This window comes from Streptomyces sp. NPDC006393, from assembly GCF_040628575.1.
Taxonomy (GTDB): Bacteria; Actinomycetota; Actinomycetes; order Streptomycetales; family Streptomycetaceae; genus Streptomyces.
The window spans coordinates 23450-41269 of sequence record NZ_JBEXZD010000075.1 but is presented as its reverse complement, the minus strand read 5'-3'; the positions used below and the strand labels follow the sequence as shown (position 1 = coordinate 41269).

General features: G+C 73.6%; 13 protein-coding genes. 2 read left to right on the top strand and 11 right to left on the bottom strand.

Going from position 1 to position 17820, the window contains the following annotated elements; genetic code table 11:
* Positions 1-33 precede the first annotated feature (33 nt).
* A complete protein-coding gene (locus ABZ484_RS26415; RefSeq protein WP_358868406.1) occupies positions 34-948 on the bottom strand; it encodes an ABC transporter permease in 915 nt (304 codons plus the stop codon).
* A 182-nt stretch (positions 949-1130) separates the two neighbouring features.
* Here ABZ484_RS26415 and ABZ484_RS26410 point away from each other — a divergent pair, with 182 nt between their 5' ends.
* Positions 1131-1757: a TetR/AcrR family transcriptional regulator gene (locus ABZ484_RS26410; protein WP_358868405.1), complete on the top strand. Its 627-nt coding sequence runs from the start codon at positions 1131-1133 to the stop codon at positions 1755-1757.
* 202 nt (positions 1758-1959) lie between these two features.
* On the opposite strand, the gene galE is transcribed toward ABZ484_RS26410, so the two are convergent.
* The 4 genes from galE to ABZ484_RS26390 all read right to left on the bottom strand — a co-directional run bounded on the left by galE (position 1960) and on the right by ABZ484_RS26390 (position 6960).
* On the bottom strand, positions 1960-2940 hold the full coding sequence (gene galE, locus ABZ484_RS26405; protein WP_358868404.1) for a UDP-glucose 4-epimerase GalE: 981 nt from the start codon (positions 2938-2940) through the stop codon (positions 1960-1962).
* A 166-nt stretch (positions 2941-3106) separates the two neighbouring features.
* Complete coding sequence (locus ABZ484_RS26400; protein WP_358868408.1) at positions 3107-4732, bottom strand: glycosyltransferase family 2 protein; 1626 nt, start codon at positions 4730-4732, stop codon at positions 3107-3109.
* A 45-nt stretch (positions 4733-4777) separates the two neighbouring features.
* The gene (locus ABZ484_RS26395; protein ID WP_358868403.1) at positions 4778-6064 is read right to left on the bottom strand and encodes a glycosyltransferase family 87 protein; all 1287 of its coding nucleotides are present in this window, start codon (positions 6062-6064) and stop codon (positions 4778-4780) included.
* A 383-nt stretch (positions 6065-6447) separates the two neighbouring features.
* Positions 6448-6960 (bottom strand): MarR family transcriptional regulator, encoded by a 513-nt coding sequence (locus ABZ484_RS26390; protein ID WP_358868402.1) that lies wholly within the window; start codon positions 6958-6960, stop codon positions 6448-6450.
* A 143-nt stretch (positions 6961-7103) separates the two neighbouring features.
* On the opposite strand from ABZ484_RS26390, the gene ABZ484_RS26385 reads away from it, so the two are divergent.
* Positions 7104-7517 carry an organic hydroperoxide resistance protein gene (locus ABZ484_RS26385; RefSeq protein ID WP_030167185.1) on the top strand — a complete coding sequence of 138 codons (414 nt, stop codon included), beginning with the start codon at positions 7104-7106 and terminating at the stop codon, positions 7515-7517.
* A gap of 62 nt (positions 7518-7579) precedes the next feature.
* Here ABZ484_RS26385 and ABZ484_RS26380 read toward each other — a convergent pair whose 3' ends face one another.
* From ABZ484_RS26380 to ABZ484_RS26355, 6 genes are all read right to left on the bottom strand, one after another.
* Positions 7580-9139, bottom strand: a complete 1560-nt coding sequence (locus tag ABZ484_RS26380; RefSeq protein WP_358868401.1) for a hypothetical protein — start codon at positions 9137-9139, stop codon at positions 7580-7582.
* A gap of 238 nt (positions 9140-9377) precedes the next feature.
* Positions 9378-11717, bottom strand: coding sequence for a CDP-glycerol glycerophosphotransferase family protein (locus ABZ484_RS26375; protein ID WP_358868400.1), 2340 nt, complete (start codon positions 11715-11717; stop codon positions 9378-9380).
* An 8-nt stretch (positions 11718-11725) separates the two neighbouring features.
* Entirely contained in the window at positions 11726-13936 is a 2211-nt protein-coding gene (locus tag ABZ484_RS26370; RefSeq protein WP_358868399.1) for a bifunctional glycosyltransferase family 2 protein/CDP-glycerol:glycerophosphate glycerophosphotransferase, read from the bottom strand.
* Between the two features lie 131 nt (positions 13937-14067).
* Positions 14068-15357 (bottom strand): glycosyltransferase, encoded by a 1290-nt coding sequence (locus ABZ484_RS26365; RefSeq protein WP_358868398.1) that lies wholly within the window; start codon positions 15355-15357, stop codon positions 14068-14070.
* A 197-nt stretch (positions 15358-15554) separates the two neighbouring features.
* Positions 15555-16460, bottom strand: coding sequence for a carbohydrate ABC transporter permease (locus ABZ484_RS26360; protein WP_358868397.1), 906 nt, complete (start codon positions 16458-16460; stop codon positions 15555-15557).
* Positions 16457-17809, bottom strand: a complete 1353-nt coding sequence (locus tag ABZ484_RS26355; protein ID WP_358868396.1) for a sugar ABC transporter permease — start codon at positions 17807-17809, stop codon at positions 16457-16459. Before ABZ484_RS26355 ends, ABZ484_RS26360 begins: the two co-directional genes overlap by 4 nt.
* Between the last annotated feature and the right edge of the window lie 11 nt (positions 17810-17820).

The following is a 17820-nucleotide window of genomic DNA, read 5'->3' as shown; positions in this document are numbered from 1 at the left end:
GCGACGACGGTGGGGATCTTCTCGGTGCTGCGCTCAGCCACGGCCGTACCTCTCCTCAGCCTTCCAGAAGTAGACGAAGCCGCCGATGCCGGCGAGCAGTGCCCAGCCCAGCGCGAAGGCCCACACGTGGTGCGGGAGCTGCTTGGCGTGGAAGCTGTCGATCAGCGCGAAGCGCATCAGGTCGATGTAGACGGCGGCCGGGTTGGCCTCCAGCAGCACCTCCACCACGTGCGGCAGGTTGCTGTGGCGCAGCGTGGCGTCGATGCTGAACATCACGCCCGAGACGTACATCCAGGTGCGCAGGATGAACGGCATCAGCTGTGCCATGTCCGGCGTCTTGGCGCCCACCCGGGCCATGACCATCGAGATGCCGGCGTTGAAGACGAACTGAAGGAACAGCACCGGGATCGTCAGGACCCAGGACAGACCGACCGGGACGCCGGCGCAGAACAGGATGATCACCAGCGCGGCCATCGAGAACAGCAGCTGCTGGAGCTGCTGGAGCGCGAAGGAGATGGGCAGCGCGGCGCGCGGGAAGTGCAGGGCCCGCACCAGGCCGAGGTTGCCGGAGATGGCCCGGGTGCCCGCCATGATCGAGCTCTGCGTGAAAGTCCATACGAACACGCCCGTGACCAGGAACGGGATGTAGTCCTTCACGCCGTGCTTGGTGCCCATCAGCACGCCGAAGATGAAGTAGTAGACCGCCGCGTTCAGCAGCGGGGTGGCCACCTGCCAGACCTGGCCGAGCTTGGCCTGGCTGTACTGGGCGGTCAGCTTGGCGGTGGCGAAGGCGGTGATGAAGTGGCGCCGCGCCCACAGCTGGCGGACGTAGGCCGGCAGGGAGGGGCGCGCGCCGCTGACGGACAGGCCGTGACGGGCGGCGAGCGCCGAGAGGTCGTCCTCGGCCTCGGCCGGGATCGTGGGCGGTGTGTGGAGGACCTGGCTCACATCCGCTGCTTTCGTCGGGAGGAGGGGCTGCGGACGTCCGGTTCCGCGTTGGCCGTCCGTTTCCTTACGGTTCTCTTCACGTTCTCTTACGTCGGGACGGGACCGTATCGTCGCAACGTGAGCGTACGGCCAGGGGACGTCGGGACGCAACCGTTTCGTCGTAACGCCCTATGCTGGACGGCATGACGACGAACGCCGGCGAACCCCAGACACGTCCGCGCCGCCGTGCCCCTGCCGGGGCGGCCGTACTCCGTGCGGACGTGACGGAGGCGATCCGGGCCGCCGTCTTCGCGGAGCTGGCGTCCGTCGGCTACGCGCGGATGTCCATCGAGGGGATCGCGCGGCGCGCGGGGGTCGGCAAGACGGCGGTGTACCGCCGCTGGCGTTCCAAGCTGCACCTGGTGCTCGACGTCGTCTCCGCGCTCGCGGTCCAGGGCCTGCCCGCACCCGACACCGGCTCCCTGGAGTCCGATCTCCGGCTGCTCTACGAGGTGACCTCGCGCGCCCTGCGCCACCCCGTGGCCTCGCAGGTCATCCCCGACCTCCAGGCCGAGGCGGCCCGCAACCCCGACATCGCCGAGGCCATGCAGAAGGCCCTGCGCGACGGCCAGGAGAGCGTCGCCAGCAGCATCCTCGCCGCGGCCGGACAGCGCGGCGAGATCCGCCCCGGGCTCGACCGGGACCTCGCCCTCGACCTGATCTCGGGCCCCCTGTACTGGCGCGCGGTCGTCATCCGTTCCCCGAAGCTCCCCAAGGGCTACCTGGACGGGCTGGCCCGGGGCACCGCGGAGGCGCTCAAGGCGCTGTGAGCCGCGCGGCGGCCTCCCGGACCTCCCGGAGCGGAGCCCTTCCGGAACCTTCCGCAACCTTCCGGAACCTTCCGGAACGCGACCGGGCCCGCCGAAGCGGGCCCGGGGAGGGCATGAGCGGGTGACCGGAAGGCCTGGGGGCGAGGGCCCGGGAAGGACCCGCGGCGGCCGGGCCGGCCCGACGGGGTCGGTACGCGTCCCGTCAGTCGCGAGCCGCCTGCGGGTGGTGGCGCAGCCAGCCCTGCCAGGCCGAGGTGATCATGTCGTGGACGTCGAGGCGCGCCTTCCAGCCGAGCTCGGTGGCGATGCGGTCGGCGGAGGCGACGACGCGCGCCGGGTCGCCGGGGCGGCGGGGGGTGACCGTCGGGGCGCGGTCGTGGCCGGTGACGGCGTTGATGGTGTCGATCATCTCGCGCACCGACACGCCCTCGCCGCGGCCGACGTTCAGGGTCAGGTCGAGGCCGGGCGAGGACTGGAGCGCGCGGGCCGTGGCCACATGGGCCTCCGCGAGGTCCACCACGTGGATGTAGTCGCGGATGCAGGTGCCGTCGGGCGTGGGGTAGTCGTCGCCGAAGACGCGCGGGGGCGCGTTCTCCGTCAGCTTCTCGAAGACCATGGGGACGAGGTTGAACACACCGGTGTCCGCCAGCTCCGGGCTCGCCGCGCCCGCGACGTTGAAGTAGCGCAGGGACGCCGTGGACAGGCCCGCGGCCCGGCCGGTCGCGCGGACCAGCCACTCGCCCGCCAGTTTCGTCTCGCCGTACGGGCTCATGGGCAGGCACGGCGTCTCCTCGGTGACCAGGTCCACGTCCGGCATCCCGTACACGGCGGCCGAGGACGAGAAGACGAACGCCGAGACATCCGCCGCCGTCACCGCTTCCAGCAGGACGCGCAGGCCCTCGACGTTCTCCCGGTAGTAGCGCAGCGGCTGGTCCACCGACTCGCCCACCTGCTTCTTCGCGGCCAGGTGCACCACACCGGTGACGTCGTGCTCGGCGAGGGCCCGCGCCAGGCGGTCACCGTCCAGCGTGGAGCCCACCACCAGCGGGATCCCGTCCGGGACCCGGCCGGCGTCGCCGGTGGCCAGGTCGTCGTACACCACGGCCCGCTCGCCCGCTCGCGTCATCGCACGCACGACGTGCGCTCCGATGTAGCCGGCGCCGCCGGTGATCAGCCAGGTCATGTCGGGCGTCTCCTCGTCAGTCGGAGTCAGTGGTGCGGGTCGATGTCAGTGGTGCGGGTCTATGTCAGTGATGCGGGTCGGAGTCAGTGGTGCGGGTCGGAGTCGGCCGGATGCGGCCGGCATCGGCCGGAAGCAAGGTGGGCGCGGTGCGGGACGCCCGGGCGGCTCAGGGCAGCAGACGGCGGAGTCTGCCGCGGAGCACCGTGGCGGCGCCGCGCAGACCGGTCGCCACGCGCACGGCGAGCGCGCCGGAGTGCGTGGCGTAGGGCTGGGCCAGCAGGATGCCGAACCTCAGGCTCGGCACGACGCTGCGGCGCAGCAGCCCGGCGCCCGCGCGGGCGTGCGCCGTCATCTGCCGGGAGGTGCCGTCGGCGAAGCTCAGCCGCAGGCGCAGGTCCCACGTCCCGGCGCCGAGCGCCGCCAGGTCCACGGCCGTCTCGGCCGACCAGCCGCCGCCGGAGGAGCGGGTGAGGGGGACGGTGGTGCGCCGGGCCGGCCGGTCCGTCTCCCGGTGCCGCCACTCCACCTCCAGCTCGCGGGGGCCCGCGGCGGCCACCCGGCCGTACATCTCGTGCAGGCGCAGCCGCAGCACGGAGGCACGCGCGCGGGGGCGCAGCGCCGCGTCCACGCAGAGCGGGAGGAGGTGCGCCGGCCGGGTCTGGCACGCCTCCAGGGTGACCTGGGGCAGATCGTCCGCCCAGACGGGTGTGGAGTGCCGGTCCCGCGCGTAGGGCGGGCACAGCCGGGCCGGGCGGGCGGCGAGCTCCTTCAGCCGGGGCAGGTCGCGCGGCTCGGGCGAGGCCAGGATCACCCGTGCGAGGAGCCTGCCGGGCGCCGACGGGTTGACGGTCCAGTCGCCCGCGTCGTACTCCGCGAGGTACTCCCGCGTGTGCGTCCACCACGCGCGCCGGTACTCCGCGTCGCGCAGGTGCAGCTCGCGGGCGTACATGCGCAGCTCGTGGTCGAGGAACTTGGTGCGGGCGGCCCGCGCGAGCTCCTTGCGTCCGGCGCCCAGCAGGATCTCGTACGCCTGCCGGCTCGCCTCGATGCGTGCCCGCCAGTTGTCGACGTGCGCGCGGTCCAGCGAGATGGACAGCCGGTCGGCGGAGCGCCGCACGTGCCACAGGTAGACCCGGTCGGGGACGAGGGCCGTCCGCGGCCCGGCGGCCAGCAGCCGCGCGGTGAACACGAAGTCCTCGTAGGGGAAGCGGCCGTCGGGGAAGCGGATGTCGTGCCCGCGCAGGAAGTCGGTGCGGTACAGCTTGTTGACGCAGAGGGTGTCGTGGACCAGGGCGGGCAGCCGCTCGGGCTGCGTCAGCACGGCACGCCGCTCGTACAACGCCGCCTGCCAGGGCACCTCGCGCCCCGAGGGCAGTTCCCGGCGCACGCACAGGCCGGCCGCGACGTCCGCGCGTTCCTCCTCGGCGGCCGTCAGCAGCGCCTGCACCGCGCCCGCCGGCAGCTCGTCGTCGCTGTCCAGGAACATCACGTACGGCGAGGTCACCGCGTCGATGCCGGTGTTGCGCGGGCTGCCGCAGCCGCCGCTGTTGGTCTCCCGCCGGATCACCCGCAGTCTCGGTTCGGCGGCGGCGAGGCCGGTCAGAAGCTCGTGACTGCCGTCCGTCGAGCAGTCGTCGACGGCGACGACCTCGCGGACGGCGGGGCCCTGCGCGAGCGCCGAGCGCACCGCGTGGGCGATGTGGGCGGCGTCGTTGTATCCGATGACGACGACGCCGACGTGAGGTGTCGGTTGGGGGGTCTCGTCGGGGCTCTGGCTCTGGTGGGGGTGCATGGAGTCCACGGGCAGGGAATCGTAGGTACGGACGGTAATCTCCCGTTAAGAGAGAGTTGGCGTCCGGTGCGGAAGACGGTGTGCGTCCGGCTCGGGTTGCCTTGCGGGTACCCCCGGATTCGTCGAGCGCCACAGCCGGACGAACGAGAGTACCGCCGCCGAGGCGAGCAGACCGTTGCGTCCGAGCATCAGGGCGCACCCCGTCCAGGTGCAGCCCGCCACCTGGGAATAGAACATCGGGTAGGCGATCACGCTGACCAGGCTCGCCGCCGCGATCAGCGCCGCCACCGGGCGCTGCGCGGTCTGCCGTGACGTCAGACACACCGCGGCCAGCCCGAGCAGCCACACCATGTACTGCGGGCTGATCACCCTGCTGGTCACGGTGAACAGCAGCACGGCGCTCAGCGCCGCGTCGTAGGGCGTGGCCGGAGTCCGGTGCCGGGCCCGGACCCGCCACAGCAGCAGCAGGGCGAAGGCCACCGCGGACAGCGCCAGCGCCAGGTGCGCCACGGTGGCCACGTGCGGCCCGGTGAACTCCAGTGCCCCGTACTGGTACCGCACCGTTCCCGGCCAGCCGGCGTGCGTCGCGAGGGCCAGTGCCGTGCCGCCGAACGACTCGATCTGCACGCCCCGGTCGCCCTGCTGGCGCACGAAGGCCAGCGGGTTGCGGAACACGCCGGCGAGCAGCAGGCCGACGACGGACCCCGTGGCGGCCGCCCACGTCCACGCCGAGCGGCTCGTACGGCCCCTGGGCGTGCCCAGCAGCACCAGCGCCGGCCACACCTTCACCAGCGCGCCCAGCGCGGCGAACGCCCCGCACGCGCGCGGGGAGCGCCCGAGCGTCAGCAGGGCGAGCACGGCGATGGCGGTGACCTGGACGTCGTAGCGGGCCAGCGGGACGTGCAGCAGCAGCGGCAGGCCCAGCGTCCAGTAGCCGGCACCGCGCAGGCTGCGGCCGGGGCGGGTGCCCGCGCGGGCCAGCGCCAGCGTGATCAGGGCGTCGGCGGCCAGGGTGAGCGCCACGAACCCCTGGAAGTACGTCAGGCCGGGCAGCAGCGCGGGCGACAGCAGCACCACCCCGGCGCCCGGCGGGTACTGCCACAGCGTGTCGTGCGCCGGGAAGGCGCCGTGGGAGAGAACGGTGTACCAGTTCCGGTACAGCAGCCACACCTCGCGCGCCACCGCGCCCCGGCCCAGCAGGGGCAGCGACTCGTGCGTGAGCAGCCACAGCATCAGGGCGCGGGTGAGCAGCCAGGTGGCCGTCAGGGCGAGGAGGCGGCGTCTGGCCACCGCACGCGTGAGGGCACGCGGCACGCTCCGGAAGGCACTCATCACGGCGGATCGTAAACCGCGTGAATGTCGTGTTCGTGCCGATACGCCGTCGCCCGCGTGAAGACACGGCCAACCGCATCACACCGGCCACGCGTCACGCCGACTGTGCGTCGCACCGGTCGCGCGTCACACCGGCCACGCGTCACGCCGACTGTGTGTCGCACCGGTCGCGCGTCGCACCGGCCACGTGTGGCACCGGTCACGCGTCGCGCCGGCCGTGCGCCGCGCCGGTCACGCGTGGCACTGGCCACGCTCGGCGCCTGCCATGCGTCAGGCCCGCCATGCGTCGCACCGGCCACGCTCGGCGCCCGCCACGCGTCGCACCGGCCACGCTCGGCGCCCGCCATGCGTCAGACCCGTCGCGCGTCGCGCCGGCCGCGCGGTCACCCGCAGTCCGGTGGCTCCTCCAGTGCCGCCGCGTCGAGCGCGCCGGTGAGCCGGTCGAGCCGGGCGTGCAGGTCGGTGATCTCCTCGAGGGTGAAGCCGGTCGCCGCCATGATCCGGCGCGGCACCAGCGCGGCGCGCTCGCGCAGCGCCGCGCCCTGACCGGTCAGCAGCACCTCGACCGACCGCTCGTCCCGCGTGCTGCGCTCCCGGCGCACCAGACCGGCCGCCTCCAGCCGCTTGAGCAGCGGGGAGAGGGTGCCGGAGTCGAGGCGCAGATGCTCGCCGAGCCTCTTCACGGGCGTCCGGCCGTGTCCCCACAGCACCAGCATCACCAGGTACTGCGGATAGGTCAGCCCGAGTTCCTTCAGGAGCACGCGGTAGACGCTGTTGAAGGCGCGCGAGGCGGCGTGCAGCGAGAAGCAGATCTGGCGGTCCAGGCGCAGCCAGTCCTCCGGCACGGTGTCGGGCGCGGTGTCCGGCGGGGCGCTGGGCGGAACCTCGGTCGTCATGCCCCCAGGATAGCCGGGCGTCATTAAGTTGTGCACAACTGAATTGCGTGCTCTACTTGTCTCCGGACGCCAGGACACCCGGTCCACGGACGTCCGCCCGACGTCGTACGACGTCCGCACACTCTCCGAGAGGGATGGTCTTCATGGACGCGCTCTACACCGCCGTCGCCACCGCCACCCACGGCCGCGACGGCCGTGCCTACACCTCCGACGGCAAGCTGGACGTGCAGCTGGCCCCGCCGGTGGAGCTCGGCGGCAACGGGCAGGGCACCAACCCCGAGCAGCTGTTCGCCGCCGGCTACGCCGCCTGCTTCGCCAGCGCGCTCGCCCTCGTCGGCCGCCAGGCCAAGGTGGACGTGAGCGACGCCGCGGTCACCGGCGAGGTCGGCCTCGGCAAGCAGGGCGAGGGCTTCGCGCTCGCCGTCACCCTGCGCGTCGAGCTGCCCGACACCGTGGACCAGGCCACCGGCCGCAAGCTGGTCGAGCAGGCCCACCAGGTCTGCCCGTACTCCAACGCCACCCGCGGCAACATCCCGGTCGAACTCGTCGTCGAGTAGCCGGCCGGCCGGCGCCCTCCTCGCCGCCGGGCCGCACGGGCCCTCCTCGCCCCCGCGCCCGCTCACCCCCCGACCCGCGCCAGCACCTCCCCGGTCCGCCGGCTCCACGCCACCACCACCGCCTCCCGCGGCGCCGCACGCCACCGCGGCAGCAGCAGCCAGCGCACGTGGTAGCGGCGGACGACGGCGGCACGGCCGGCGCGGGTCGTCGCCGGGTCGAGGTAGGCGCGGACGGCGGCGGCCCGCCGCTGCCGCTCCCGCTCGTCGAGCGCGATGTCCGGCCAGTACGGCGCGACCAGGTTCACGCCGTACCCGGCGATCGCGTGCCGCGCGTAGTAGCCGTCGGCGAGCACCACGTCGCCGCGCCGCATCCACCGCGCCGCCCAGTCGTACGACGGCCAGCGCGGCGGCTGGTCGAAGCCGACCGGGTCCAGCGAGCGCGGGACCACCGCCCCCGCCTGCACGCTCAGGAACCCCACGCAGGCGCCGGCGGCGGCGAGCATGCCCAGCAGACGGCGCCACGGCGTCCAGGGCCGGGGGGCCGAGAGTTCCACGGCGAGCGCGAGCTGCGGCCCCAGCAGGGCCGGGCCGAGGATCCGGCCGTAGGTGAAGTGGCCGCTGAACCACCCGTACGCCACGACGAGGCAGTCCAGCAGGAACATCAGCACCAGCGGGTCCCGCCCCCGCGACCGGCGCGCCCGCCGCCACAGCGCCGGCACACCGAGCAGGACCAGCCAGAAGTGGCCGCCGAGGTCGTCGTAGAGCACCCGGTGCAGCCCGTCCAGCCGGTCGTCCCCGACCAGCGCGAACACGTCGAAATACGGCCAGATCCCGGCGAGCGCGAGCGCCACGGCCGCCGTCAGGAACCAGCGGCCCGCCACCTGGGGCCGCCACCCGCGCTGCCAGGCCGCCACGCACGCCAGGGCCCCCACCGCGGCGGCCACGAACGTGATCGGGTGCACCAGCAGGACCAGCCCGTACAGCGCGCCCAGTCCCGCGTAACCGCCGAGTCCGCGCAGCCCGCTCGGCCCCACGAACCGCACCCGTTCCGCGTCCCGCGCCCGTGCCGCCGTCAGCGCCCATGCCCACAGCGTCAGGCCGAGCGCGCACGCCGACGGATAGCCGAGGTTCTCCGTCATCGACATCAGCGCGAGATAGCCGCTCCACGAGGCCCGCTCGGTGCCCCACAGCAGGGTCACCGCGCCCAGTGCGAGCACCGGCGCCCAGGGCCGCGGGGTCAGCACCCGCACGAACCGCCCGAGCCCGGTCAGCAGCACCAGCAGGTTGAGCGGCCCGGCCAGGCGCAGCACATGCCGGCCGGACAGCCCGGTCCACCGGGCGAACACGCCCTCCACGAGGGCGTACGGCGAGTAGTACGGGCTGCCCGCGCCCGGCAGGTCCGCCATCGGGTGGCGCGGATGCAGCAGATCCGCCGTGAGGCGTTCGATCACCGCCGCGTGCTGGCCGGCGTCGCAGCACTGCGGCAGGCGCCAGTACGCCAGCGTCATCACCAGCCAGAACAGGGCGCCGCACACCTGGTACGGGCCCGGGCGCCGGGAGCGGGCGGCAGGCGCGGACGCTCCGCGCGCGGAGCGCCGCCGGACGAGGACGCCGCTGCTCACCGGACCGGGGCCGGGGAGCGGGCTGCCACCAGGACGGGAGCGGAGACCGCCGCCGGGCCGGGAGCGGGGACGGACAGGGATCTACGGGACATTAACCGTATATTCCCAATATCGTCGGCCGGGTCAGCGACCCCTGCCCTGGGTCACCTCATCGGGTGAGCGGGTTCTGGTGACGGCGCCCACCGTCTGCGCCCGCTGTCTGCGCCCGCTGTCTCCCGCTCGCCCTCGCCGCACGGGCTCATGACGGTGCGAGCCGGTCGTGGCCGCAGGACTGGGCGGGCAGCTGCGCGGCGACCGCCCGGGGGCGCTCGGCCGGCGACGGCGCCGGCGGGGTCCACCCGTCCTCGCCGAGGATCAGCGTGCGCACCACCCGCTCGGCCGCCCAGCCGTCGTCGAACTCGCAGAACCGCGCCCGGAAGGCCGCCCGCAGCCGCGCCGACTCCTCGTCCCGCCAGCTCCCGGAGGCCAGCAGCCACGCCAGCTCGCGGTAGGAGCGCGACACATGACCCGGTGCCTCGGCGGTGACGTCGAAGTAGACGCCCCGGCTCGCCACGTACGCGCCCCAGTCGTCTGCGTGCACCACGATCGGCCGGTCCAGGTTGGCGTAGTCGAACATCAGGGCCGAGTAGTCGGTGACCAGCACGTCGGAGGCGAGCATCACGTCCTCGACGTACGGCTCGTCGGTCGCGTCGACGAGCACCCCGCGCCGGTGCAGTTCGGCCAGGCCCATGCCGCGCACCGGGCCGGACGCGAGCGAGGGGTGCAGACGGACGACGAGCGTGTGGCCCTCGCCGAGGTCCTCGGCGAACCGGGCCAGGTCGACGCGCTCGACATGGCCGCCGCGCCGGTACTCGCGGCGGGTCGGGGCGTACAGCACCACCGTGTGGTCCGCCGGGATGCCGAGCCGGGCGCGCACGGCCGCGCCGACCGCCTCGCCCGCGCCGACCGCCTCGCCGCCGCCGAACGCGCCGCCCGCGCCGAACGCCCCGCCCGTGCCCATCGATCCGCCCGCGTGCGCGGCGCCCACGAGCACGTCGTTGCGCGGGCTGCCGGTGCGCGCGGAGACGAAGTCGCACGGGTAGGCCCGCTCCCAGACCAGCTCCGAGTGGCGGTTGGCGACCAGGCTGTGGTCCCAGCGGTCGGCGCGGCGCAGCATCCGCGGCACGTCGACACCGCGCCGGGCGCCCGGCTTGCCCAGCAGGTCGACGCCCATGTACTTCAGCGGAGTGCCCTGATGGGTGTGGATGTGGACGCTGCCGGGTCGCTTGACCAGCGCGTGGGACCAGTTGACGTTGTTGACGAAGTACGCCGCCCGCGCGGCGAGCTGCCGGTAGCGCAGGCTGCCGGGCTCGACGTGCTCCACGCCGGGCGGCAGCAGCCCGGCCCGCCGCGCCTGCTCGGGGTTCTTCACCACCCACACCCCGCGCAGATGCGGGGCGACCGCCTGCGCCGCCCGGTGGACCGCCGCCGGGTCGCCGAGCACCCCGCGATGGGAGAACGCCGAGTACAGCACGAGGTCCGGATCCAGCGGCCGCCGGGCCTGGAGTGCGGCCCAGCCGCCCTTGACCCGCCTGTCCGCCGCCCTGCGCACCCGCAGCGCCCGCCGCCCCAGCTCCCGTTCGGCCCGCGCGGCGTGGCGGCGCACCTGGTAGGCCGCGTAACCGCCCTCCAGGACACGGACCTCACCGTCCACGGCCGCCCCCGGCGGCCGGTGGCTGCGGAACATCTCCGCCGTGCGGCGGAAGAACTCGGCCTTGTCCGACGGGGGCAGCCGGTCCGGCTTGGCGAGGACGTCCAGGCAGTGCTCGCCCATCCTGCGGTGCAGATACGGCCGCCAGCTCGCCAGTTCGGGGCGGGAGTCGAGATGGGCGAAGACCCGCTCGTACTGGTCGTGGATGTCGAAGTGCCTGCGGCTGGTGGTGGACAGGATGTTGCCCTGCCGGCGCTGGCGGTAGTTCACGCAGATCCGGTCGAGCACGGCGATCCGGCCGGCGGTGAGCATGACCGGGAACGTCCACGGCGTGTCCTCGTAGTAGCCGGGCGGGAAGGAGAACCCGTGCTGCTCGACGAAGTCCCGCCGGTAGAGCTTGTTCCACACCACCATCAACAGGTCGAGGATCTGCGGGCGTTCACCCGCCGTGAAGGTGCCCTCGCCGCACTCGGCCAGCACGTGCGCGAGCACGTTGCGCCGCGTCCCGCCCCACCAGTAGGTGCGCGCGTAGTCGAAGACCAGGACGTCCGGGTCGGCGGTCTCGGCCAGCCGGTCGGCCATGGCGCGCAGCGCGCCCGGGGTGAGGGTGTCGTCGCTGTCGAGGAAGAAGAGGTAGTCGCCGGTGGCCAGCGGCATCCCGGCGTTGCGGGCCCGGCCGAGCCCGACGTTCTCCGGCAGGTGCAGCACGCGCAGGCGTGCGTCGCGGCCGGCGTACTCGTCGAGGATCGCGCCGGAGCCGTCCGGTGAGCAGTCGTCGACGGCGATCACCTCGACGTCCCGGAAGGACTGGCCGAGCACCGAGTCGAGGCACTCGCGCAGGAAGCCCTGCACCTTGAAGCAGGGGACGATGACGCTGAGTCGGGGCACGGCTGGGGTCAGCTCCTCACGAGGGTGGCGGCGGGGGCCGGGACGCGCCCGGCCGGCGGGATCACGGGCGGCAGGGCCTCGGGCGGCTCGCCGAGGAACACCCGGCGTACGACCCGCTCGGCGGCCCGCCCGTCGTCGAACTGGCAGAACCGCTCCCGGAAGGCCGCGCGCAGCGCCGCCGACCCGGCGTCCGCGTGACCGCCCTCGCGGAAGAGCCGGGCCAGCTCCTCCGGGGTGTGCGCCACCGGTCCCGGTGGGGTCCGCATCAGGTCGAAGCAGACGCCCCGCGTCTCCCGGTAGACCTCCCAGTCGTCGGCGTACACGACGATCGGCCGGTCCAGGTTGGCGTAGTCGAACATGATCGACGAGTAGTCCGTGACCAGTGCGTCGGCGGCCAGGCACACCTCCTCGGTGGAGCGGTGCGTGGTCACGTCGATGACCCGGCCGCTGCCCGCCGCACCGCCGCGGTCGTAGAAGTAGTGCGCGCGCAGCAGGACGACCACGTCCTCGCCGGCCGCCTCGCAGAACGCCTCCAGGTCCAGCGCCGGCTCGAAGCCGGTGCGGTGGTCGCGGTGGGTGGGGGCGTACAGGACGGCCGTCGCGCCCTCGGGGACACCGAGTGCACGGCGGACGCGGGCCACGTCCTCGGCGCCGGCGGTGTAGAAGAGGTCGTTGCGCGGATAGCCGTACTCCAGGGCCTCGTACGCGCCGGGGAAGGCGCGCTCCCAGACCTCGGTGGAGTGGCGGTTGGAGGAGAGGTTGTAGTCCCAGCGGTCCACGCGGCGCAGCAGCTTGGTGAAGCTGCCGGTCTGCGCCGCGACCACCGGGTACGTCGACTGGTCGCAGCCCATCGTCTTCAGCGGGGTGCCGTGCTGGGTCTGGAGGTGCACGCTGCCGGGGCGCTTGACGACGGCGTCGGCGAAGTTGGCGTTGTTCACCAGGTACTTGGCGCGGGCCAGCACCTTCCAGTAGCGGCGGCTGCCGATGACCGCGTGGTCGACGCCCTCGGGGACGGTGTGTTCCTGTCCGGGCTCGACCAGGAACACCGCGCGCAGATGCGGGGCGAGTTCGCGGGCCTTGGCGTGCAGCGCGGCGGGGCTGCACGCGTAACCGCGGCCCCAGTACGCGCAGTAGACGACGAGGCCGGCGTCGAGCGGGCGGAGCAGATGCCACCGGTAGGCCAGGCGGGTGCGCAACCCCTGGGTGCGCCGGGCCACTTCGGGTGCCCGCGCGGCCGTCGCCCGGTCCGTCCGGCGGGCGGCGGCCGGCACGCGGAACGCGGTGGACGCGCCGGCCGCCGGCAGCAGGCGCCGCACGCCGAGCCGCCGGGACCGGAACCCGGCCGGGCGGTGGCGGCGGTACAGCAGTCGGGCCCGGCGGAGGAAGGCGCGGCGCCGGCGCGCGGGCACCCGGTCCGGGTGCGCGGCCGTCCTCAGCACGGCGTCGAGGATCTGTACGAACAACTGCGTGAACCGCTCCTCGGACAGCCCCGCTTCGGCGGCCCGGCCGAGCACCCGCTCCGCCTGGTCGAGCAGGTCGAACTGGTGCTCGCCGGGGAGGTCGGTGCGGCTGCCCTGCCGGCGCTCCAGATGCCGTACGACGACCCGGCGCAGCACCGCGATCCGCTCGGCGGCCACGGTGACCAGACCGCCCCAGCCGAGATCGGTGTGGTGCCCGTCGGGGAAGGCGAGGCGGTGACCGGTCACGAAGGAGCGGCGGTGGGCGGCGCTCCACGCGGGCCACCGGACGCCGGTCAGCTGCGGGGCCTCGGCGGGGGAGAAGGCGTGCGCCGGGACTCCCGCCGGGAGCCGCCCGGCCGACGGATCGGTCGGCACCCCTTCCCACCAGGGTGTCCGCTCGTGCTCGAAGTACAGCACGTCCACGTCGCCGGTCTCCTCCAACCGGGCGGCCAGCGCGGTCAGCGCGCCCGGCGCGAGGACGTCGTCGCCGTCCAGGAACAGCAGATACGTGCCGGTGGCCACCCGCATCCCGGCGTTGCGCGCCCCGCCCGGGCCGGCGGACGGAGGTGAGTGCACCGGCGTGACCCGCGAGTCCCGCCCGGCGTACCCGGCGGCCACGCCGGCGGCCGGGGCGTCGGGCGCGTCGCAGACCGGGATCAGCTCGAAGTCGCCGAAGGACTGGGCGAGGACCGAGTCCAGCGCGAGGGACAGCCGCCCGGCGACCCCATGGGACGGGACGATGATGCTGAAGCGGGGCATTCTGTTCTTTCTGTTGTCGTCCTGGTCCTGCGGTCGCGGCCCGGTCGTCCCGGCGGTCGCCAGGTGGGGGGCCGGGTGGGGATGGGCCGTGACGTGGGGCACATACGAACTCCCGAAAGGACAAACGGTGGTCAGTGGCCGTCGGTGACGGTCTGACGGCCGGCGGGTTGCGGCACGGTCACGCGCCGGGAACGCACGGGTGCCGCGGCCGGCCACGGCACCGGGTGGCGTCCCGCGCGCGGGACGCCGGGCGGCGGCCCGGCCGCCTCGCCGCCCCGCCCGAGCGCCATGTGCCGCACCGCCCGCTCGGGGGCCCGCCCGTCGCCGTATGGGCAGAAGCGCTCGCGGAACACGGCGCGCAGCCGGGCGGAACGGGAGCCGCGCACGTGCCCGCCGGTGAGGCCGCGAGCGGGCCGGGGCCGGCCGGCGGGCGGGGTGTCCGGGGCCGGCCGGCGACACCCTGGGGCGGTGCTCGCGGGGAACACCGCGCGGTTCGCGCGCGGCGGCAGACACGGCCGGCTCCGCCGGCGCGCCTGGCGAAGGGCGGCCCGCAGCGCCCGGAGCGACTTCACGACGGCCTTGGCCGTACGGCGGCGCAGGGTCATCGCCGTCCGCAACGCGCGGAAGGCCTGGTGCAGGCCGAGACGGACCAGGCCGGGCGGCAGCCGGGGACGCAGCGGTAGCCGGACGCCCCGGGTTCGGTGGCGGCGGTAGTACGTACGCGCCCGGCGCAGGAACGCGGCGCGGCAGCCGCGCGCCGGCCGGCCCGGACGGGAGGACACCCAGTCGTGCCGCTCGAGGACGTCGAAGTGCCGGCGGCCGGCCGTGCCCGGGACAGCGTCCTGCCCGCGCCTCCGGTGGCGCACGCACACCCGGTCCAGGGTGGCGATCGACGCCGCGGCCGGCAGCACCGGGTACGTCCACGGGGTGTCCCCGTGACAGCCCGCGGGGAGGAAGGTGGGGTCCTCACGCTCCACGAAGTCCCGACGACAGGTCTTCAGAGGCCCGGTGGGGCCGCCGCGGACGGCCCTGCCGGTCCCGTCCGTGTGCGCGGATCCGTAGACCAGGACGTCCGGTTCGCCGGTCTCCTTCAGACGCGTCTCGATCGACCAGAGCGCGTCCGGCGTGAGCGTGTCGCCGCCGTCCAGGAGGACCAGGTAGTCGCCGACGGCCAGGTCCAGCCCCGCGTCGCGGGCCCGGTCCGGTCCCTGGCTCTCCGCCAGGTGTACGGCCCTGACGCGCGGGTCACGGGCCGCGAACTCGTCGACGATCGCACCGCACGCGTCCGGCGAGCAGTCGTCGACGGCGATCAGCTCGAGGTCCATGAACGACTGGGACAGCACCGACTCCAGGCACTCGTGCAGGTACGCCTGGACCTGGTACACGGGGACGATCACACTGAACCGGGGCACGGAGGGCATCCAAGGGTCGGCGCGGGCGGTCGGCCCGTCGTGCCGCTTCCGTCACGACCGGGCTGTGCCCGGAACGGCCGATGGAGTGAATGGGTCACGTTCCGCTACGGCAACCGGGGGACGGCAGGTGAACGCGAAGGGGGCGGGCCGTCACCGGCCCGCCCCTGGTGCGCGTGCTCCCGTCGCCGCGTCGCCCGGTCTCGCCGCTACTTGACCGCGCCCGCCATCACACCGGACACGAACTGCCGCTGGAACGCGAAGAACACGGCCAGCGGGATCACCATCGAGATGAACGCGCCGGGCGCCAGGACGTCGATGTTGTTGCCGAACTGGCGTACCTGTGTCTGGAGCGCGACCGTGATCGGCTGTGTCCCGGACTTGGTGAACACCAGCGCGACCAGCATGTCGTTCCACACCCACAGGAACTGGAAGATGCCGAGACTGGCGATCGCCGGCCCGCCGAGCGGCATCACGACCCGGGCGAACAGCCGCAGTTCACCGGCGCCGTCGAGCCGGGCGGCCTCCAGCAGCTCGCGGGGGATCTCCGCGAAGAAGTTCCGCAGCAGGAACACCGCGAACGGCAGGCCGTACCCGGTGTGGAACAGCACCACTCCGAAGATCGTGCCGAACAGGCCGATCTTGCCGAAGAGTTCGGCGATCGGGATCAGCGCCACCTGCACGGGCACGACCAGCAGCCCGACCACGGCCAGGAACCACCAGTCGCGGCCCGGGAACTCCATCCACGCGAACGCGTAGCCCGCCAGCGAGCCGACCACGACCACCAGGACCGTCGCCGGAACGGTGATCAGGACGGTGTTGAGGAGGGAGTTGGTGATGTCGCTGTTCTCCAGCAGCTTCTGGTAGCTGTCGAACGTCAGCTGCGAGGGCTTGCTGAAGACGGTCCACCAGCCGTTGGCGCTCATGTCCTCCGGGGAGCGCAGCGACGACAGCAGCAGACCGATCGTCGGCACCAGCCAGAACAGGCCCACCACGATCAGCACCACGCGGACCGCACCACCGCTGACGGCTTCCGCGAGCCGGGAGCCGACCGACCGCCTGGCTTTCACGGGCTGGGCGGCAGGAACCACCTTCGTGACGGCCTCGGTCGTCATCGCCGCACCTCCCGCCGCAACCGCCGCATGTTGAAGAGCATCACCGGGATCACCAGCACCAGCAGGAACACCGCGATCGCGCTGGCCACGCCCGGCCGGCCCTCCGAGAAGCCCTTCCGGTACAGCTCCAGGGCCAGCACGTTGGCATCGTCCTGGGAGGAACCGGGGGCGATGATGAAGACCAGGTCGAAGATCTTCAGCACATTGATCATCAGTGTGACGGCGACGACCGCGAGCACCGGCGCCAGCAGCGGCACGGTGACCCTGCGGAACACCTGCCACTCGTTCGCGCCGTCCACCCGGGCGGCCTCCAGCAACTCCCTCGGCACGCCCGCGAGCCCGGCCGCGATCAGCACCATCGCGAACCCGGCCCACATCCACACGTACGCGCCGATGATGGCCGGTGTGACCAGGGACGGGCCCAGCCAGTCCACCCCGTTGTACGGCTCCTTGAAGTTGCCCGCCGGAAGTCTCAGCAGGGCGCCGTCGGCCTTCGCGGGCAGCGTGAACGTGCCGTCGGCGGCGGCCTTCGCCGTCGCCACCACCTCGCCGTCCTTGACGGCCTCGATCCGCATGCCCGGGTAGCCCAGTTCGGACGGGTCGACCGCGCCGAGCTTCCCCACTCCCTTGCCCCGGGTGAAGTCCTGCCAGGTGGTCCCGGTGATCTTCCCCGGTTCGGAGGCGGCCTGGACGGCCTTCTTCGCGCTGTCGGGCATCTGGTCGGGGGCGACACCGACCAGCGGCAGGGCGACCGACTGGCCCGTGTGCACCGGGCTGGTGGTGAGGAAGCCGCCGTGATCGGGTTTCAGCGGCGAGTTGCGGCCCGGGTGCGCCTTCGGGAACGCCGACGACTGCGCGAAGGTGTCGTGGACCCCCACCCACACCGCGTTGGCCACGCCCTTGTCCGGGTCCTGGTCGTACACCAGCCGGAAGATGATCCCGGCCGCCAGCATCGAGATCGCCATCGGCATGAAGACGACCAGCTTGAACGCCGTTCCCCAGCGCACCCGTTCGGTCAGCACCGCGAAGATCAGGCCGAGCGCGGTGGCGACCGCCGGGGCGAACACCACCCAGATGATGTTGTTCTTCAGCGCGGTGCGGATGCCGTCGTCGGTGAACAGCGCCCGGTAGTTGTCGATCCCGGCGAAGTGGTCGCCGGAGGAGTCGTAGAAGCTGCGGACGATCGAGTACCCGATCGGGTAGACCACGAGCGCTCCGAGCAGCACCAGGGCGGGCAGCAGGAAGAGGGCCGCCACGGTCCTGCGGGTGCCGGTCACGCTCTTGCGACCACGGGGAGCGGAGGGCGTCGCCGACGTCTTGGCGACGCCCTCCGCGGCTGCCGACGTCATCGCCGGCCCCC